20 protein-coding genes and 1 tRNA gene are annotated in these 17429 nt (G+C 61.9%); 9 read left to right on the top strand and 12 right to left on the bottom strand.

Going from position 1 to position 17429, the window contains the following annotated elements:
- Positions 1 to 48: 48 nt before the first annotated feature.
- A tRNA-Arg gene (locus HY17_RS02990) sits at positions 49 to 125 on the top strand.
- A gap of 230 nt (positions 126 to 355) precedes the next feature.
- Here the strand turns inward: HY17_RS02990 and HY17_RS02985 are convergent.
- Positions 356 to 784 carry a MarR family winged helix-turn-helix transcriptional regulator gene (locus HY17_RS02985; RefSeq protein ID WP_034762004.1) on the bottom strand — a complete coding sequence of 143 codons (429 nt, stop codon included), beginning with the start codon at positions 782 to 784 and terminating at the stop codon, positions 356 to 358.
- Positions 785 to 884: 100 nt separating this feature from the next.
- On the opposite strand from HY17_RS02985, the gene HY17_RS02980 reads away from it, so the two are divergent.
- The 4 genes from HY17_RS02980 to HY17_RS02965 all read left to right on the top strand — a co-directional run bounded on the left by HY17_RS02980 (position 885) and on the right by HY17_RS02965 (position 3399).
- Positions 885 to 1328, top strand: a complete 444-nt coding sequence (locus tag HY17_RS02980; RefSeq protein WP_051599566.1) for a DoxX family protein — start codon at positions 885 to 887, stop codon at positions 1326 to 1328.
- Positions 1325 to 1645, top strand: a complete 321-nt coding sequence (locus HY17_RS20665; protein WP_197020211.1) for a Rieske (2Fe-2S) protein — start codon at positions 1325 to 1327, stop codon at positions 1643 to 1645. The genes HY17_RS02980 and HY17_RS20665 overlap by 4 nt, the downstream gene beginning before the upstream one ends.
- Complete coding sequence (locus tag HY17_RS02970; RefSeq protein WP_051599565.1) at positions 1642 to 2352, top strand: glutathione S-transferase family protein; 711 nt, start codon at positions 1642 to 1644, stop codon at positions 2350 to 2352. Before HY17_RS20665 ends, HY17_RS02970 begins: the two co-directional genes overlap by 4 nt.
- 105 nt (positions 2353 to 2457) lie before the next feature.
- Positions 2458 to 3399: a LysR family transcriptional regulator gene (locus tag HY17_RS02965; RefSeq protein WP_034762001.1), complete on the top strand. Its 942-nt coding sequence runs from the start codon at positions 2458 to 2460 to the stop codon at positions 3397 to 3399.
- Here HY17_RS02965 and HY17_RS19815 read toward each other — a convergent pair.
- From HY17_RS19815 to HY17_RS02945, 5 genes are read right to left on the bottom strand one after another with little or no spacing between them, the layout of a single operon-like run.
- Positions 3308 to 3568, bottom strand: coding sequence for a DUF2274 domain-containing protein (locus HY17_RS19815; protein ID WP_081812931.1), 261 nt, complete (start codon positions 3566 to 3568; stop codon positions 3308 to 3310). The two genes, HY17_RS02965 and HY17_RS19815, sit on opposite strands and share 92 nt — an antisense overlap.
- Positions 3569 to 3571: 3 nt before the next feature.
- Positions 3572 to 4750, bottom strand: a complete 1179-nt coding sequence (locus HY17_RS02960) for a TrbI/VirB10 family protein (protein WP_034761999.1) — start codon at positions 4748 to 4750, stop codon at positions 3572 to 3574.
- Positions 4747 to 5784, bottom strand: a complete 1038-nt coding sequence (gene trbG / locus HY17_RS02955; RefSeq protein WP_139068855.1) for a P-type conjugative transfer protein TrbG — start codon at positions 5782 to 5784, stop codon at positions 4747 to 4749. The genes HY17_RS02960 and trbG overlap by 4 nt, the downstream gene beginning before the upstream one ends.
- Positions 5781 to 6464 carry a conjugal transfer protein TrbF gene (gene trbF / locus HY17_RS02950; protein ID WP_081812953.1) on the bottom strand — a complete coding sequence of 228 codons (684 nt, stop codon included), beginning with the start codon at positions 6462 to 6464 and terminating at the stop codon, positions 5781 to 5783. Before trbF ends, trbG begins: the two co-directional genes overlap by 4 nt.
- The gene (locus tag HY17_RS02945; RefSeq protein WP_034761990.1) at positions 6464 to 6799 is read right to left on the bottom strand and encodes a hypothetical protein; all 336 of its coding nucleotides are present in this window, start codon (positions 6797 to 6799) and stop codon (positions 6464 to 6466) included. Before HY17_RS02945 ends, trbF begins: the two co-directional genes overlap by 1 nt.
- A gap of 32 nt (positions 6800 to 6831) precedes the next feature.
- On the opposite strand from HY17_RS02945, the gene HY17_RS02940 reads away from it, so the two are divergent.
- Complete coding sequence (locus HY17_RS02940; protein ID WP_034761988.1) at positions 6832 to 7116, top strand: hypothetical protein; 285 nt, start codon at positions 6832 to 6834, stop codon at positions 7114 to 7116.
- Positions 7117 to 7190: 74 nt separating this feature from the next.
- Here the strand turns inward: HY17_RS02940 and HY17_RS02935 are convergent, their stop codons facing one another.
- The 3 genes from HY17_RS02935 to HY17_RS02925 form a co-directional block, all read right to left on the bottom strand.
- Entirely contained in the window at positions 7191 to 7457 is a 267-nt protein-coding gene (locus HY17_RS02935; RefSeq protein ID WP_034761985.1) for a DUF5676 family membrane protein, read from the bottom strand.
- Positions 7458 to 7535: 78 nt separating this feature from the next.
- Entirely contained in the window at positions 7536 to 8003 is a 468-nt protein-coding gene (locus tag HY17_RS02930) for an SAM-dependent methyltransferase (protein WP_034761982.1), read from the bottom strand.
- A 26-nt stretch (positions 8004 to 8029) separates the two neighbouring features.
- Positions 8030 to 10615 carry a response regulator gene (locus HY17_RS02925; protein WP_034761979.1) on the bottom strand — a complete coding sequence of 862 codons (2586 nt, stop codon included), beginning with the start codon at positions 10613 to 10615 and terminating at the stop codon, positions 8030 to 8032.
- Between the two features lie 193 nt (positions 10616 to 10808).
- Between HY17_RS02925 and HY17_RS02920 the strand changes: the two genes are divergently transcribed.
- Positions 10809 to 12713: a DUF885 family protein gene (locus tag HY17_RS02920; protein WP_034761977.1), complete on the top strand. Its 1905-nt coding sequence runs from the start codon at positions 10809 to 10811 to the stop codon at positions 12711 to 12713.
- Complete coding sequence (locus HY17_RS02915; protein WP_081812930.1) at positions 12683 to 13333, top strand: YceI family protein; 651 nt, start codon at positions 12683 to 12685, stop codon at positions 13331 to 13333. Before HY17_RS02920 ends, HY17_RS02915 begins: the two co-directional genes overlap by 31 nt.
- Positions 13334 to 13336: 3 nt before the next feature.
- Here HY17_RS02915 and HY17_RS02910 read toward each other — a convergent pair whose 3' ends face one another.
- Together HY17_RS02910 and dksA are read right to left on the bottom strand one after the other, a co-directional pair.
- A complete protein-coding gene (locus tag HY17_RS02910) occupies positions 13337 to 14428 on the bottom strand; it encodes a FliM/FliN family flagellar motor switch protein (protein ID WP_034761973.1) in 1092 nt (363 codons plus the stop codon).
- 363 nt (positions 14429 to 14791) lie between these two features.
- Positions 14792 to 15208 carry an RNA polymerase-binding protein DksA gene (dksA, locus tag HY17_RS02905; RefSeq protein WP_034761969.1) on the bottom strand — a complete coding sequence of 139 codons (417 nt, stop codon included), beginning with the start codon at positions 15206 to 15208 and terminating at the stop codon, positions 14792 to 14794.
- 326 nt (positions 15209 to 15534) lie between these two features.
- Between dksA and HY17_RS02900 the strand changes: the two genes are divergently transcribed.
- Positions 15535 to 16752 (top strand): hypothetical protein, encoded by a 1218-nt coding sequence (locus HY17_RS02900; protein ID WP_034761965.1) that lies wholly within the window; start codon positions 15535 to 15537, stop codon positions 16750 to 16752.
- A gap of 16 nt (positions 16753 to 16768) precedes the next feature.
- Here the strand turns inward: HY17_RS02900 and HY17_RS02895 are convergent, their stop codons facing one another.
- Positions 16769 to 17419 carry a MarC family protein gene (locus HY17_RS02895; protein WP_034761962.1) on the bottom strand — a complete coding sequence of 217 codons (651 nt, stop codon included), beginning with the start codon at positions 17417 to 17419 and terminating at the stop codon, positions 16769 to 16771.
- Positions 17420 to 17429: the final 10 nt, after the last annotated feature.

The raw sequence follows: 17429 nt of genomic DNA, 5'->3' as shown, positions 1-17429 counted from the left end.
CGACGAAAATCTCGCGTAAGCATGGCGTAAGCATCTCGCGAACGGTATGCACCCGTAGCTCAGCTGGATAGAGCGTCGCCCTCCGAAGGCGAAGGCCACAGGTTCGAATCCTGTCGGGTGCGCCATTTTCCGTCGAATTGCAAAGACTTAGTTTTCTATCGGGGCTAACTACGAAACGGCTCGCCGCAATGTGACCGAACGTTGGCGAGGAGGATTCTAACGCCAATGGTTGGATTGCCAATCATTCTAGGGGACATTTCCCAGTTCGAACGTGTGTAGGATCAAGGGAAGCCGTGAATGCGGCTTTCGAAATGACGTTGACTTCCGGACGATCCAACGAAGCCGAATGCCGCAGCTATAGCGCCGACAGTAACCTCGTAAGCTTCATTGCTTCTTTAGTTGTCAACTTCGATCCGATTGCGTCGGATAGGACCCGGGCATAGATGGGCCACATAGCCCGCCGGATGGATCGCCCCTGTTCTGATATAACGACGATCTGCCCGCGGCCGTCGCCCTCACAATCCTGCCGCTTCACCAATCCTGCCTTCACCATGCGGTCCAACAGTCTCGACGTGCCGTATTGAGGCAGCAGAAGTCGGTTCTTGAGTTCAAACGGGCGCAGGCCTTCTGGGCCTGCCTTCTCAAGTTCAAGTAATGCATCATACCATGAAAGCGGCGGATGTCCGGCCGATTTGAGGGCAGCCTCAACCGCTTCCAGCAGCTTGCGGCTGGTTGATATCAAAGCCGCCCAGGCAGCTTGGGTCGCTCTATTAGGTTCACTCATAAACTAATCATGCCATATCGATGCAATTGCATCAACCTTGACGGCGCGCGGTGATCATGCTTAAAGTGAATGCAATTGCATCTATCAACGGAGTGTGTCCATGTCACAGCACCAACTCAACCAGACCGGCGCTTTCCTGCTCCGCGTGGCGCTCGGGATCATGTTCCTAGCCCACAGCCTGCTCCTGAAGCTCTTCATCTTCACACTGGCCGGCACAGCCCAATTCTTCGTTTCAATTGGGCTGCCCGGCTGGCTCGCTTACGTAATTTTCGCCACAGAGGCGGTTGCCGGCGTCCTTCTGGTCCTCGGTGTACAGACGCGGTGGGTCGCGCTAGCGACCGTGCCCATTCTCGCAGGGGCGACATGGGCTCATTTCGGCAATGGCTGGATGTTTGGGTACGAGAACGGTGGCTGGGAGTATCCGGCCTACCTGACTTTGCTCGCCGTTGCGCAAGGGCTTCTGGGTGACGGCCGGTTCGCGCTCAGTCCCTCTGTCACGCCTAACTGGATTGGACACACCGGGAAAGGAACGGTTGAATCATGAAATTCCCTTCTGCAAGACCGGCGACGTGCCGCCGGAAGGAGAGGGCGCGGGTCTTCCCGGACTTTGGCCGGGAGGTCCAGGTCTGGCGCGTGGATGTCCGGATCTGCGCATCAGCAAACGCGTGCCTTCACCTCGGGGGACCGCTGGAGTGCAAGGATGGAGCGTTCGTCTGCCCGTGGCAAGGCGCGCGGTTCGACACGACCAATGGACAAAGGCTCGACGGCCCGGCGCCGGCGGGAGCGGGTACCCACCTAATGTTACCGCCAACAAGGATCGAGGGTGAGGAACTGCTGTACGTCTGGGGAGAGACACCATGAGCCTGCATTTGATAAGTCACACGCTTTGCCCATACGTTCAGCGCGCGGCGATCTCGCTTGCGGAGAAAAAGGTCAGGTTTGAGCGGACTTACATTGACCTCGCGAACAAGCCTGACTGGTTCCTCGCAGTGTCGCCTTTGGGCAAGACGCCGGTGCTACTGAAGGGCGAGGTCCCGATCTTCGAATCTGCGGTGATCCTCGAATATCTAGAAGAGACACAACCCAATCCGCTCCATCCCCATGACGCCCTCGAACGGGCACGCCACAGGGCTTGGATGGAGTTCGGCTCAGCCGTCCTCAACGACATCGCGGGCTTCTATTCGGCATCCGACGAGGGAGTATTCGACGCGAAAATTGCGGTTCTGCATGAGAAGTTCAGACGGGTGGAAGCAGAACTTGAAGCAGGACCTTACTTTGCCGGCGACAGGTTCGGTCTCGTCGATGTCGTATTCGGCCCGGTCTTCCGGTATTTCAACGTGTTCGAAGAGATTGGCGCCTTCGGCATCCTAACCGACCTTCCCAAGATCGACCGTTGGAGGCAAGCGCTCTGTAGCAGAGATAGCGTTGAGAAGGCCGTTGGCGAAGACTATCCATCTCTGCTGCGCGCATTTCTACTTCGGCGGAACTCATACCTATCTTCGCTCATGCGGACGAATGAAGGTAGACATCGCGCAACTGCCGGGTTGGAGTCCCAAGTTAAGCCATAGTCTCTTTTTCGAGGTTGCGAGATACCCGAATTGTTCCTGCGGCCTTCCGTGGTGATCGAGATTAGGAGCAAGCGCCGCCGAAATTTCTAGGACCTGAGAACTCGAATGCAACGCCTCTCTGTTTTGGACCTCAAAGCGATTGAGACCGTCGCGGAAACAGGCAGCTTCCGCAAGTCGGCCCTTCGACTTGGCATTGGTCAACCTGCTATTTCCCGTCGGGTGGCTCGAGTGGAGGACAGGATTGGGGTTTCGCTGTTCGAACGGCGTCGGAGTGGAGCGAGGCTGACCCTTGCGGGACGTGTATTTGTGGGACGAGCGCGTGGCATCTTGAATGACCTGAGTGCAGCATGGGACATGGCGCGCAGTGTGGGGGAAGCCAAAACCGGAGAGTTGCGGATCGGACTAATCGCCTCGTTATCAAGAGGAACTCTTCGATGCGTCATCGAAGAGTTTTTGCTTGGTCACCCGGACGTCCACCTGAGCTTTACTGAGGCAGAGCGCGGCGAACTTCTCAGCTTGCTGAATCATCGTGAGATCGACGTCTTCATCGCCACAGGGACCAATTCTCTAGCAATCGGTGACACGATGGTCCTCGACGAGGAAAGAACTTATCTTGCTGTGCCGTCCAATTCGCATTTGGCCGTGAAGACGCAGCTTACCTGGACCGATGTCGAAGACGAAACTTATCTCGTCAGCAAACGCGAGGCCGGTCAGGACATCCACGACTACATCCACCGCCGAATATCCGATCTTGGCAAACCCGTCAGTTTGCAATGGCACCGGCTCGGACACGAAGGAATCATGACCTTAGTTGGACTTGGGCTCGGTATCAGCCTCATCGCCGATCATTGGCGCGGAGTCTCATATCCGAATGTGACATTTGTTCGGATTGGTGAGGCAGACGAGCGCATACCGTTCTCCTTGGTTTGGCGACCCGAGAATGACAATCCGGCGCTCAGGCGTTTTTTGAGTTTGGCGCGGGTTCATGCGAAGGGGGCTGCCTCCTCTCTTTCCGAAGTTTCGCAAAACCGCGATCCGTGGCCATGAACCGCGCCAACATAGGCGCGATAAGCTTTCCGGCTTCGTTCTTCTGCCCAGTCTCGCAGGCCAGCACATCAGCATAGGCGACAAGATCGCGATGCACGTCTGCTGGCAATTCAATGCTCAGCTTGACAGGTTTGTTGTCTGGGATAGCGCCCAGTTTTAGTTTGCTCATGGATCAATTCCGATAGGGTTCGAGGATGAGGTCGCGCGTGACCATGACGCGGACCGGAAAACCGGGGCGAATCGTCAAGGTCGGCGGGATGGAAATCTGACGGCGGACGATCTCGTCCCCGGCGCGCCCGATTGTGTCCTGGGTTCCCTCACGAATGGCACGGGCGATGTCGTCGTCGTCATCGGCGCCCAGTTCCACACCGATGTTCAGGACGGTGGCGAGCCCAGCCGCCATGAATAGCCGACCCCAGTGGTTGTTGACGCCGTCTTCCAGCCCGGCATAGCCCGCTTCGTCGGCGCCGGGCTGGCGTTCGAGAACGATGGAGCGCCCATTGGGCAGGATCAACCGTGTCCAGGCCAGCAGCACGCGGCTTTGCCCGAAAGCGACGCGGCTGTCGTATTCACCGATGAGGCGCGCCCCTTGGGGGATCAGCAGGAACCGTCCGGTCGGGCTGTCATAGACATTGGACGTCACCTGCGCGGTGATCTGGCCGGGAAGATCGGATCGCAGGCCGGTCACGAGGGCCGCCGGAACGACCGCTCCGGCTTGCACGACATAAGGGCTTGGAGGGTCGACGAGTCGATCCGCGGCGGTCGTTCGGCGCTCAACGGGTTCGTCGAGGAAGGCTTCCTGTCTGTCCGTGGCGTCTGGCGTGACGCCGGTTGCACTCGCGGGAAAGAATGATCCGGCGCCGGATGGTGTCGGAGAAACTGCGGTCGAATTTTGCTGGGGTCCGCTGGTGGAGGTCTTGGCTTCGGCGAAAAGGCGACTGAGCCGGGCGGCCTCCAATTCTTGCAACCGGCGCTGTTCGTCAGGATCGACGGCAGGCGCAGTGACGACCGCCGGCACAGGCTGACCGCGTTGTTGAGCTGACAGGATCGGCCGCCCGAGCTCACCGGGCAGTGGCGGTCCAAGTCGAGGTATGCGTGTATAGTCGGTCGGAAGGCGCGACAGACCTTCGGCTGCCTGGATGCGCTCGGTCGAATAGAGCTCCGTCGGTCCATCGGCCGGTTTGCGATCTTGCAGAGCCACAATCAGGATGGCGCCGAGACCGAGTCCGCTGGCCGCGCCAAGAACCGTCAGCGTGCGACGCGATAGCCGCATGACCCTTGGCGGATCGGCGCGCAGCCGCAAGGAGGCGGCGATCCTTTTGTCCTCACGGGGTTCTCTATCCTCGCTCATTTGCGCGGCCCCACGGCGCGAGGACGTGACGCGGTAGGGGCGTTGCGGCTCACCCCGTCGGTACGGACGATCCGCACACGTTTCTGCCTGTCACCGAGACGCAGTTCGGCGGCGGCGAAAAGCCGATCGACGATCATGTAGTTGCGGGCGATACGGTAGTTGACGAGCTGGCCTTCGCCTTCCGGTCCGATGACGAAGAGCGGCGGCATTTCCCCCTGACCGATCCCGCGCGGGAACTCGATGAAGACCTGCCGCCCATCGTCGAAGGCGCGAAGCGGCCGCCAGGGCGCGCGGTCGCCCTCGATCCGGTAGCGGAAGCGCAAGGAGTCGAGCGCCACGTCGCGTCCGATCGGGAAGGCTGCTTCCGCCTCGGCGTTGCGCCGCCTGAGCGCGATCAAGGCGTCTTCGGCATAGGTCCAGGAGACGGACGCCATGTAGGCGGACGGGTTCGCTCTCAGTTCGAGATGATAGGTCCGCCGATCCGTATTGATGACGAGGTTGGTCTGAAGATCCGGTCGCGTCGGTTTGACCAGGATGTGGATCCGCTGGCTGTCGCCTGCACCGCTCTGGGTGTCGCCGATGATCCAGCGCGCCGTGTCGCCGGCCGCGATCGGCCCGGAGCCAACTAGGCTCTCTCCGGGCTGCAGGGCGATATCGGTGATCTGCCCCGGCGATGCGTAAACCTGATAGAGCGCACCCTCGTTATAGGGATAGAGTTGTACGGCGTTGATGAAGCCGTCGCGTACCGGCTCCATCCGGGCGGCGGCGTTCGCTTCGTTCACCCGTTCGGCGGGATCGGCAGATTCCGGCGCCCGGTCTCCCCCATTGATCGGCTTGAGTTGACCGGGCAGCGGCAAGGGACTGGTGCGCTCGACGATCCGTACCGGACGCTCCGGTTCAGGAAGAAGCGTAGCTTCGATCGGAGGGGTGTCGTAAGCGATCTCAGGCGGCTTGAATGTCGAGCATCCCGAGAGCGCGGTCGCGGCGAGAAGCACCGTCATGGAGGCTTTGTTCAGGCGAAGTGTTTTTATCATTGGGCGGACTCCCGGGACCAGTTGATGGCGTTGACGAAGATGCCGAGCGGGTTTTTGCGCAGGCGCTCGGCGTCGCGCGGCTGTTGCAGAACGATGGTGAGAATGGCGGTCCAGCGTTCGGTCGCGGCGAGCTGTCCGTTGGCGTAACGGCGCTCGATCCAGGCGATGCGGAAGCTGCTCTCGGAGGCGCGGATAACGCTGGAGACTTCGATCGAGATCTGCGTGTCGCCGACCTTGGCGAAAGGATCGTTCACCCTGGCGTAGTCATTGAGCGCCAGCGCGCCCTTGTCGGTCGTGAAATCATACGCGTGCAGCCAGTTCTGGCGCAGCACGATGGGATCGGCGGGGATTTGGCGCACATTCTCGATAAAGCGCGAGAGGTGGTATGCGATTTGCGGATCGGTTGGACGGAAGTCCGCGGTGGCGGGCGCCACCGCTTGCGCCGCGCCAAGCCTGTCCACCTCGACAACATAGGGCGTGATCGTCCCTTGCGTGGATTGCCAGACCAGAGCGGCGCTGAGCCCGCCTGAGAGCAGCAACGAGCCGAACGCCATTACCCGCCAGTTTCTGGCTTGCACGCGGGCGGACCCGATGCGCTCGTCCCAGACCTGTGCGGCCTTCTGATACGGCGTGACGGGCTCGGGGGTCTTGGAATAACGAACGCTCGGGCGACGGAAGATCATGATTTCTCCGAAAGGCTGACAGCGGTCCCGCCGCCGCCATGGTCGCCGGAGCGAACGGCATGAGCTGCGACGGCGGCGCCGTGGTGAAGGGTTTGCTGTTGTTTCATGCGGCGCGCCCAGGCCGGCGGTCCGTCGTTCGTCGACGTGGCGGGCTCGGGGCTATTGCTGAACTTGCCGCCGGTCGCTTCGAAGGCGGCGCGCGCGCCGGAGCGGTAGCTTTCGCTCATTGAACGGCGAAGCGGGTTCGTCGCTGCGCCGACGCCGGCTTTTCCGACGCTGGCGAGACCCGCGGCGACACCTGATGCGCCGCCGCCAGCAGCGGCGTTTCCCATGCTGTAGGCGGTCGAGGCGCTTCCGCGTCGCGGTGCGGGCGGCCTATGGGCAGGATGCGCGGTATTGGTGGAGCATCACCCCGAATGGACGGGTATTCCTGACCTGCATTCACTTCGGCCTGAAAGACAAGGCGGCGAACGACTGGCTGAAGCCGCGCGTGAATGCCAGCAGCCGTCTCGCGGCGGCGTGCGACGGGTCGGCGTTCACGCCGGCTTACGCATCGCTTCGCGCGCCGCTGCGCATTCATTGCGACGGCCTGCCGCAAAATCCAGGCCGGCCAGCTCTTGCCGCAAACCTGCCCCTGCCCAAAACCTGACGCGGGACCTCTTCCGGATAATTCAGCCTGCACACAAAGTGCCGTCACGGGCGCCGCACGTGCTGGCAAAGACTTCAGCCGTCACTCCGGCCGAAATAATTGTAGAGCGTCGCGATCAGCCAGGCGAGTGCGCCGCCCGAAAGACTCCACACAAAGAGCCCGGCAATGATTCCGGTGGGGTTCATCGACCAGGCCATGCCATGGAGATTTGTGTGCATCATATGCCCGCTGAGGGACATCATGCCGCTCGGGGCGATCCCGACCAGCGCCGTGCAGATCAGCCACGCAACCGCAATGGCTATGGCAACGGCGACGAATAATCTGTTTGGATTCAGTTTCATATCGGCACCTGTTTTCAACAGGCATCAAACGATGCGCCTCGTCCGGACGATCGTCAATGGCACTCCCGATAGCGTGATCTACCAGTACCCTGCCATGATTTCCTTCGCCCAGACGGGTTCGTGGAAATCGCCGCGCGGCGCAAAGCCGGACATGACGGGCTTGATGTCCAGCACCGGCGTACCGTCGATGGCGTCGAGGCCAGTCAGCGTCAGGCGCAATCCGTCGGCGGAGACGATGCGGCAGGTGGTGAGGCCGATCCGGTTCGGCCGGTTCTTGCCGCGCTGGGCGAAGATGCCGATGCGGGGCCAGTCTTCCCTGCCCCGCGGGTGGCGCGCACCGGTTTCGATCTTCTCGTCCGGCACCCGGTCGAACAGGAAGAGGATCTCGCAGTGCGAAAAGGCGTCGAGGCCCATCAGGGCCTCTTCGTCAAACTGCTCGGGATCGAGATCGATATGGGCCGGAATGGCATCCCAGTCATCATCGATTGGCGTGTCGCGCGTGGAAGAAACCGTACCGATCGGGCGGAGGGTGAAAGCCTGGCTCATGTCACCCTCTCCTCCTCGGCTTCCTTTCAGGCGGCTTCCTTGCTGGGGCTGCCGAGTTCCTGCTTCACGCGTTCAGCCAGCTGACGAACTGTGAAGGGCTTTGGCAGAAAGGAGACGGCGCGGTCGTCGTCCAGCTGCTGGGCGATATCGCGCTCGGCATAGCCGGAGATGAAGATCACGCGGGCATGGCCCAGCAGGTCTTTCGCCTCACGGATGAGGGTCGGCCCATCCTTGCCCGGCATGACCACGTCGGAGATGACCAGGTCGAAGCTTTGCGGATTGTCTTCGAGAATCTCCATGGCTTCCTCGCCATCGCAGGCCTCTTCGACTTCATAGCCGCGCGAGCGCAGCAGAGAGGCCGCGATGCCCCGCACGCCGTCCTCGTCCTCGATGAGGAGGATCCGTCCGCGTCCGGAAATATCCATCGGGCGGGCCGCCGCCTTGTCGGCAGCCGTTGCCTCGACCGGGGCCGGCACTTCTTCTGCCTTCAGGGCCGGCAGGTAGATGTGGAAGGTCGTGCCTTTGCCGACAGTCGACGTCGTGCAGACATAACCGCCGGACTGTTTGATGATGCCGTAGACGGTGGCAAGGCCGAGGCCCGTGCCGACGCCGGCTTCCTTGGTGGTGAAGAAGGGCTGGAAGATCTTTTCCATCACATCCTTCGACATGCCGTGGCCTGTGTCTTCCACCTCGATCAGCATATACTCGCCGTCCTCGACGAACTTGAAGCCCTTGGCGTGGGCATCGGCGCCGGTCGCTCGCGCGGTGCGGATCGTCAGCTTGCCGCCATTCTTGTGGCTCAGCATCGCATCGCGCGCATTGGTGGCGAGGTTGAGGATCGCGTTTTCCAGCTGGTTCTTGTCGGCCTTGATGTGCGGCACATCGCGACCATGCACGACTTCCAGCTCGATCCGCTCGTCCAGCAACTGGCGCAGGAGGATCGAGAATTCGCTGAGGAAGTCCGGCACCGCGAAGATCTCGCGCTTGAAAGTCTGCTGGCGCGCATAGGCGAGCAGCATCTTCACCAGTTCCTTCGCCCGCATCGCGAACTCGTTGATGGACTGGAGGTTCGAATAGGACGGATCGCCCAGCGGGTGGCGCACCATCAGTTCCTCATTGTTGAGGATGATGCCCTGCAGGACGTTGTTGAAGTCGTGTGCCACGCCGCCGGCGAGTTGGCCGATGGCCTGCATCTTTTCGCCATGCGCGAGGCGGATCTCCAACTGGCGCTGGTCTGTGATGTCCATGACGTAGGCGACCGACGGGCGGCCATTGCCATCAAGGGCGACGAACACGTTGACGTGGCGCGGATCCTTGCCGGCAAGCTTCAGGCCGACCGGCTTGTCGATCGCATCCACAAGCACGCTGGAAAGCGCATCCTCGCCGTCTTCGGCCTGGAACATGGCCGCGAACTGGCCGCCGGGCGCTGCCTGGCCACCGGTCATTTCCATCAGCGCGCGGTTGGCGTCGAGAATGATCGCCCCCTGAACGCTATCGCCCTGCAGGCGGACCGCGCCGAAGGGCGCATCGTCGAACATCGGGTCGCCATCCGGGCGCGGCGGGCGCGAGCCGGTCAGGGCGAAACGCTCCTCGCCGCCATTCAGCATCTGCGCGCTCGGCAGCAGGATCGTGCGGCCGGCAGCTTCGGCGCCGCGGCCCGACCAGGTGGTGATGGCATGAACCGGGATCTCGATTCCGTCGCGGCCGCGGATCTGGACATCGACCCGGCCCGGCAGGCCGGTCTTGCGGTCGCGCGACAGCATCTTCACGAATTCCGGGCGCATGATGTCGTCAATCCGGACATTGCGCGCCGACTCCGGCAGGCCGAGCGTGTCGCGCAACCAGGAGTTCGCATAAGTGATCGTGCCGTCGGGACGGGCGGCGAAGAAGCCCATCGGCGCGTCTTCGACATAAAGCGACTTCAGGTCGGCTGCCCCGGTCGCCTCGCGCTCGCCTGCGATCGGGCGGATGCGCCAGAGCACCTTGCCGCGCGGCAGCGGAGAGACAGAGATTTCGTACTGGGCCGGCACCTGCTCCGGGCCGATCGTGATCGGCGGCAACACTTCGCGGCGTGCCATGCCGGCCTTGGCATCCTTGGACAGGCGGTAGACCGGCGCGGCGAGGCCCGGGCTCGCGCCGAACAGGCGGTCCACGGTCACCGGCGCATTGTCGCCCTGGCTGACCATCAGCGCCATGCTGGTGAGATCCTTGTACGCGGTGTTCGCCGCCACCGGGGCGCCGCCCTGGTCTGCGATCAGCACGCTTTCGTCCAGCGCCTCGATCCAGCCGAAGCGCGGCTGGCTGGCCTGCGCGGCGCGGATCGCGGAACCTTTCTCCGGGAAGAGGCCCAGCATGCGCCCTGCCCCGCGGACGGTCCACAGCAGGAAGACGAGGCCACCCGAGCCCATGGCGATCAGCAGGATCGGTCCCGGCGCGCCGGAGGCCTTCGGCCAGGCGAGCGCCACGCTGGCCGCGGCGATGGAGATCAGCAGGCAGCCCCAGAACAGGAGCTGCATCACGTCGATCTTCGGACGCGTGAATTCCAGTCCGGAGCCCTCGGCCGTTTCGACCTCTTCAGGCGGGCTCTCATGCATCCGGGTATTGGTGTCCATGCTGCTCTTCAACTCCCGCCACCGGCTGACAAGAAATGCATGCCGGGCAATACTGTCCGGCCGGGCCGGCAAGCCGACTCAGCCGCTATGAATCCTAGTCTACAGAGAGATAGGCGGCAAAGGTTAACGAAAGCGAAAAAAGCGTTAAGACTGCCCGTCAAGATTACAGATTCCCGCTTACTTGGAGACCCCCATGAAACCTGTCCTGATTGCCCGTTCGTCGGTGCTGGCCCTGCTCATTGCAACGGCGGGCTGTGCCATGAATGAGGAAACTGCAACGCCTGCTGCAGGGACCGAAGCCGCCGCGGCCGAGGCGATCGCCTCACCGGCCGCGCCCCGCGCGGAGGACATCGCGGCAGAATCCGCCCGGCTCAATGCGTGGTTCGACCAGAAGTTCGACGAGACCGTTTCCCGCAACCCGGTCACGCAGACCTATCTCGGCATCAAGGACAATTACGGCGAGTGGGACGATGTCTCCGACGCCAATGTGTTGAAAGAGCTGGAGATCCAGCGCGCCAATATTGCCGAAATGAAGACGTCTTTCGATCCGGCCCTGCTGGACCATCAGGCCAAACTCTCGTGGCGCATCGCCGAGCTGAACCTGAAGTCCGCCGAGTCCGACTACAAATACCGCCACCACCGCTACGTCTTTGACCAGATGAACGGCGCGCAGGCCGAGATTCCGGCTTTCCTGATCAATCAGCACCAGATCGCCACCAAATCCGATGCCGAGGCCTACATCTCCCGTCTCAATGGCGTGCCCGCATACATGGAACAGAACCTTGAGAATGCGCGGATTGCGCTGGCTGACGGCATCCAGCCGCCTGCCTTCGTTTATGACTATGTCCTGTCGGACGCCAAGGGCGTGATCACCGGAGCGCCCTTCGATGACAGCGGCAAGGACAGCCCGCTCATGGGCGACTTCCGCAAGAAGGTTGCCGGTCTGGTCGATGCCGGGACAATCTCGCAGGAAGACGCCGACCAATTGCTGGATGAGGCCACGGATGCCCTGACCAATTCCGTTGGCCCTGCTTATGAAGCTGCCATTGCGGAACTCGAAGAGCAGGCCAAAACGGCCACGACCGATGACGGCGCCTGGAAGCTGCCGGATGGCGAGGCGTATTACGCCGCAAGGCTCGCCGACTACACGACCACCGACATGACGGCCGAGGAGATCCACAATCTCGGCCTGGCAGAAGTCGCGCGGATCCAGGACGAAATGCGCGGGATCATGAAACAGGTCGGCTTCGAGGGCAGCCTGAAGGAGTTCTTCGACTTCACACGGACCGATCCGCAATTCTTCAAGCCGAACACGCCGGAAGGCAAAGCCGAATACCTGGACGAAGCCACAACATGGATCGACCAGATGCGCGAAGACCTGCCGACCGTGTTCAACACATTTCCCAAGGCGGACATGATCGTCAAAGCGGTGGAGCCGTTCCGCGAAAAGTCTGCCGGCAAGGCATTTTATTCGCAGCCCGCTCCCGATGGCAGCCGCCCGGGCACTTATTACGCCAACCTCTACCGCATGCAGGATATGCCGACCTACCAGATGCAGGCGCTGGCCTTCCATGAAGGCATTCCGGGACACCACATGCAGATCGCGATTGCGCAGGAACTGACCGGCGTGCCGAAGTTCCGCAAGTATGGCGGCTTCACCGCCTTCGTCGAAGGCTGGGGCCTCTATTCGGAATACCTGCCCAAGGAGATGGGCTATTACAGCGATCCGTATGATGATTTCGGCCGGCTCGCCATGGAGATCTGGCGCGCTGCGCGCCTGGTGGTCGACACAGGCATCCATGACCAGCACTGGACCCGCGAACAGGCGATCCAGTATCTCATGGACAATACGCCCAACCCCGAAGGCGACTGCCGCAAAGCCATTGAGCGCTATATCGTGATGCCGGGCCAGGCGACGGCCTACAAGATCGGCATGAACCGCATCCTCGAGCTACGAGCGCATGCGAAAGCCGAACTCGGCGACAAGTTCGACATCCGCGCCTTTCACGATGTTGTGTTGAAGGACGGGGCTGTACCGCTGAACATTCTGGAGGAGAATGTCGACGCATGGATCGCCGAAACCAAAGCCGGAAACTAGCCGCCGGATGGATGGCCCTGCCCCTCGCCGCCCTGGCGCTGGGGGGCTGCGCCTCTTTGGCGGCGCCGCTGCTTAAGCCGAAGCTGTCGGCCGAGATCGCGGCACTGCCAGCTGGCGACTGGAAGCTCGATCCGACCCATGCCGCGCTCATCTTCCGGATCAATCATCTCGGCTATTCCGACCTGATCGGCCGGTTTGAGTCGTTTGACGTCTCCTTGACGGGCGATGCATCCGATCCGGCCTCGGCACGCGCTGACGCCGTCATCGACATGACGTCGCTCGACATTGCGAATGACAGTTTCGCCGAGGAACTGATGGGGCCGAAATTCTTCGACGCCGCCCGGTATCCGCAGGCTGTTTTCCGGACCTTGTCCGTGACGCCGGGCGAGAACGGCGGCGCAGAAGTGAATGGCGAGCTGACACTGCACGGTCAGACCCGGCCCGTGACGCTGGACGTACAATTCAACGGCACCGCGTTCGAGCCCATCCGCGGAACTCAGGTGGCAGGTTTCAGCGTAAATGCCGTGATCGACCGGACTGATTTTGAAATATCCGCTTTTTCCGGCCTGGTAACCGATGAGGTCCGAATCCAGATCGAGGCGGAATTTCTGAAGCAATAAGTGTTAACGGAAGCCCGGCACGCGGCGCGAGATTCGCAGCGCCATTTTGTTGCCTTTGCGCCCGATCTGGGCTTCCGCCACGACCGGTCCGTCACGCCCGCCGGAGAGCAATTCCACCGGCTGATCTGCTGGCACGCCCAACAGAAGTGTGGACCCGGCGGTGAGGTCTGACAGGCGCGACAGCGGTACGCTGAGCGAGGCAACGCGCGCGGTCAAAAGCACGGTGACGGACGATGGTGCAACTTCGGCCGGGAGCGCAGTTGCCGGAGCGGTCGCAGGCGCCGAGAGGGCGTCCGGCATATCCTCAGCCGCCAGCTCACCCGACAGGATAAGGCGTGCCGCATGACGCCCACCATCGACGCGGATTTCGAAGTCGATGATTTCCGCCGTGCCCGGACGGGCCAGCGCGGCCGCAAAGTCCGCCTCGGTCTCCATGCCGGCAAAGCTGAGGCCCGGCGCGATCGCATGGCCCAGCGGCCGGACAAGGCCTTCCAGCAGAGCGCTGTCGAGCGGGGTCAGCTCACGCGGAGACCAGTCCCCCGGCATGCCGCCTCCGCCGCAAGCTGTTTCAATCAGGGCGTTTGCGAGCTCCGGCGACAGGACGAGCATGGCGTCCACCTCGCCCTCGCCGACCGCGAAACAGGCGATGGCTGCCCCCTGCCCGGCAACGTTGCCGGTGAGGCCGGTATCGAAATCCCCTTCCCGGACCGCGCGGGCCGCGGCAGCTGCCCGCAGGCCGCATCCCTTGCGCAACCCAAGCGAGAGGCGCGACGCAAGTCGCCGTGCCGTGACCGGAATATCCGTGGTCGGGGCGTCACTTTCGGCAGGCTCCGGCCCGTTTGCTTCGACATCCGGCAAGGGCTTGTCGGCAATCGTCTCGGGCGCAGGCTCTGGCGGGCTATCCGGCAGATCCGAAAGGTCGGGCCGAAGCAGGGCCTCGATCTCCGCAGCGCTCAGCACACCGCGCGACGATGGCAGCGGCCGTTGGGGAGACAGAGGCTCGAACGAAGTCGGCATGTCCACCATCACCGCCGATTCCCGGCGGGGTGACATGTCCCAGCCGTCGTCGGCGGCAAGAGGGAGGTCTGACTTCATGCGCGGCGCTTCCGTAATGGTTACTTCTGCAGCGGAGAGGGTTAACGGGCAGTTAGGAATTGGAATTCCCGGGCCCAGTCAATGCCTGTCAGACAGCCAGGCGAGTCGCATCGTTCCTAACAAATCGGCACTTGCTGTTAAACATAAGGCTTCAGCCTTAAGACCTTGATTACCAAGATGTAACAGATCGTTTGGACCTTGCTGGCATTGTCCATTCACCGCGGAACAGGCGGCCGCGGAGACGATAAAGCGCCGTGGCGTTGGGATGAATCAGCCGTGGCGTTGGGATGATAAAAAAAATGCGGCGGCGCCTCTATTGGAGACGCCGCCGCAAATAATTCCAAGGTAGGGTTTTCTTACGCCTCAATCGTCGCGCAGGGTGCGTTCCTTGCGCTCGTGGCGCTCCTGGGCCTCCAGGCTAAGCGTCGCTGTCGGGCGGGCTTCCAGCCGGCGCAGGCCAATCGGCTCACCGGTCACTTCGCAGAAACCGTAAGACCCGTCCTCGATCCGTCGCAGGGCCGCATCGATCTTGGAGATCAGCTTGCGCTGGCGGTCGCGGGTGCGCAGTTCCAGCGCCTTGTCGCTTTCCGCGGACGCCCGGTCGACAATATCGGGCAGTGAACCGGACTCATCCTGCAGATTTGTGATGGTCTGCTTGGCGCCGTCGAGAATGTCGGCTTTCCAGTTCTCAAGCAGCCGGCGGAAGTAAGCCAGCTGCTTTTCGTTCATGAATTCCTCGTCATCCGAGGGACGATAGTCGTCTGCAATTTCCACACTCATCGCAGGACACCTCATTGAAACTTGGCCGGGATATAAAGCCGCAGGCGATTCATCGCAATCGGCAAAGCTGAGTTAATTTTTCCCACCTTTTCAGGCGCCTGAGCCAATAACCCCGAATTGTCGTAAAATTGTGACCGGCCTGGGCCAGACGAACAGACAGAATCCAGTGCAATATGCAGGCCGGGGCTTGATCTTTCGTGCCCCCACGCGCTCTATGAAAACTCGCCCAATGTACAGCTTTTGCAACGGTTTCAGCGTTCATGGCCCGACGCCGGAAAAGCACTGGAAAAACCTCGGGCTGGATGCAGGCTGTCGTTTTTAACTCTATGCTCATCCTGCTTCCGGTGATCGGCGCGCAGGTGCTGGGCGCAGCCTTTTCCGGGTCGGCCTTCTCCGATTCCCCGGGAATTGAGGCGATCGACCAGACCCGCAAAAACATGGACGACGCGTTCGCCTCATTTGCACCGCGCAACCCGTCCGACCGGTATGAATTCTGGTATGATGTCGTCGATCGTGAGCTGAGCGAGCGCGATGTTGCTGCTGCGCATGGCTTCCTCCTCGCCGCCCCCCAGATGCTGGACCGCAAGGATGTCAAAGAGCTGATGGTGGCGGCCGACGCTGAACGGCTGGATCGTGCGGACGAGCGGCTGACGGCTGCAGCCCTTCGCAAACTGCCGACGGCGATCAGCCTGAAATACGAAGAAGCCCAGGTATCGGCCCGGGTCATGGACGTGCAGTCCGGTCTGGTCGACGTTCCGGAAACAGTCATTGAAGTCGCAGATGGCGAAACAGAAAACCAGGGCGGGCCTGAAGTCGAGGTATCGTCCGAACGTACGGCATCGGATACGCGTTTCCGCCTGCTCGGCACGTTTCGGGACCTCGCAGAAAATTCCGAACGCTGGGTACATGGCGACCGGATGGACGAAGTCGCCCTGAAGATCACCGCGATTGGCTTGCTGGAGGCAGAAACCGCAGATGGCCTGTCGGATGCCAATATCCGTGCCGCCTCGATCCTGAAGTCCGCGCTCCGCGCGCGTCGCCTCACGGAAGATTTCGAGGATTATCTGTCCGCACGGGTGAATGCCGCCCTGCCCGACAGCACCTTGCGCCCCGCCCTTGAAGAGGCGTTGGGGGAACTCGCCACGATTGATGTCCGGACAGAACGAGCCAAAGCCGCCTTCATCGCCTCCATCGATGCGCGCGGCCTGCAACGGCTTGAAGCCGATCTCGAACAGATTGACCGGATCGGCAGACTGACCAGCCCGGCTGCGGCGGTGACCCTTCTGGAACAGGTGGAAGATGCGTCCGACCTCCGCCGGGTCCGACTGATCGCCGAAGCGGGCGGCGACCGGGCTGTCGCCCTCGTCAAGCAATCCGGTGCGGGCGCACTGCGCACCGCCGACACAGGCATCCGCTGGACTCTTCAGATGGTGCTGCAGGTGATGGGCATGACGGCTGCGGGCCTCGCCCTGATCTTCGTGACCTGGTCAACGTTCCGCCGGAATATCCGGAAAAAGAAGAAACTGGAACCGATGGGGGCCTGACCTCCAGCCGACAAACTCAGCCGAGATTGAACGCGCCTTTAATTCCGTCGATCAGCAACTGGATCGACAAGGCCGCCAGCACAACGCCGAGGATCCGCGTCAGCGCCCCGGCCACACTTGCGCCCAGCAAACGCACCAGCGGACCTGCCGCCAGGAAAATGACCAGTGTCAGGAGCAGGTTCAGGCCGATGGCGGCCAGAATGACCCCCTTCTCCATCCAGTTTTCCGTGTCGGACATGTAAAACATCGCCGTGGCGATGGAGCCCGGCCCCGCGATCATAGGAATACCCAGCGGGAAGACTGAGACATCGTCCGGTTCCGGATCCGTCTCATGCTGGCCGAGATGTTCTTCCGTGCGGTGCTCGCGGCGCTCGGTGCGCTTCTCGAACACCATGTCGAGCGCAATCAGGAACAGCAGAACCCCGCCCGCCGCCCGAAACGCATCGATCGAGATATGCATGGCATCCATCAGCCAGGCGCCACCGAAGGCGAAGGCGAAGATGATCACGGCTGCGACGAAGATCGACTTGAACGCCATCTGCCGGCGATAGGCGGTATCGCCGCGCGCCGTCAGCGTTGCAAACATCGGCGCCACACCGAGCGAGTCAATCAGGACGAAAAATGTGACAAACGTTGCCGTGAACAGGGAGAGGAGTTCTGCGCTCATGCGCGGCGCT

Source organism: Hyphomonas sp. CY54-11-8, from assembly GCF_000682735.1.
Classification (GTDB): Bacteria; Pseudomonadota; Alphaproteobacteria; order Caulobacterales; family Hyphomonadaceae; genus Hyphomonas.
Note: the sequence above shows the minus strand (reverse complement) of the source record. Positions and strands in the feature narration are given on the sequence as shown.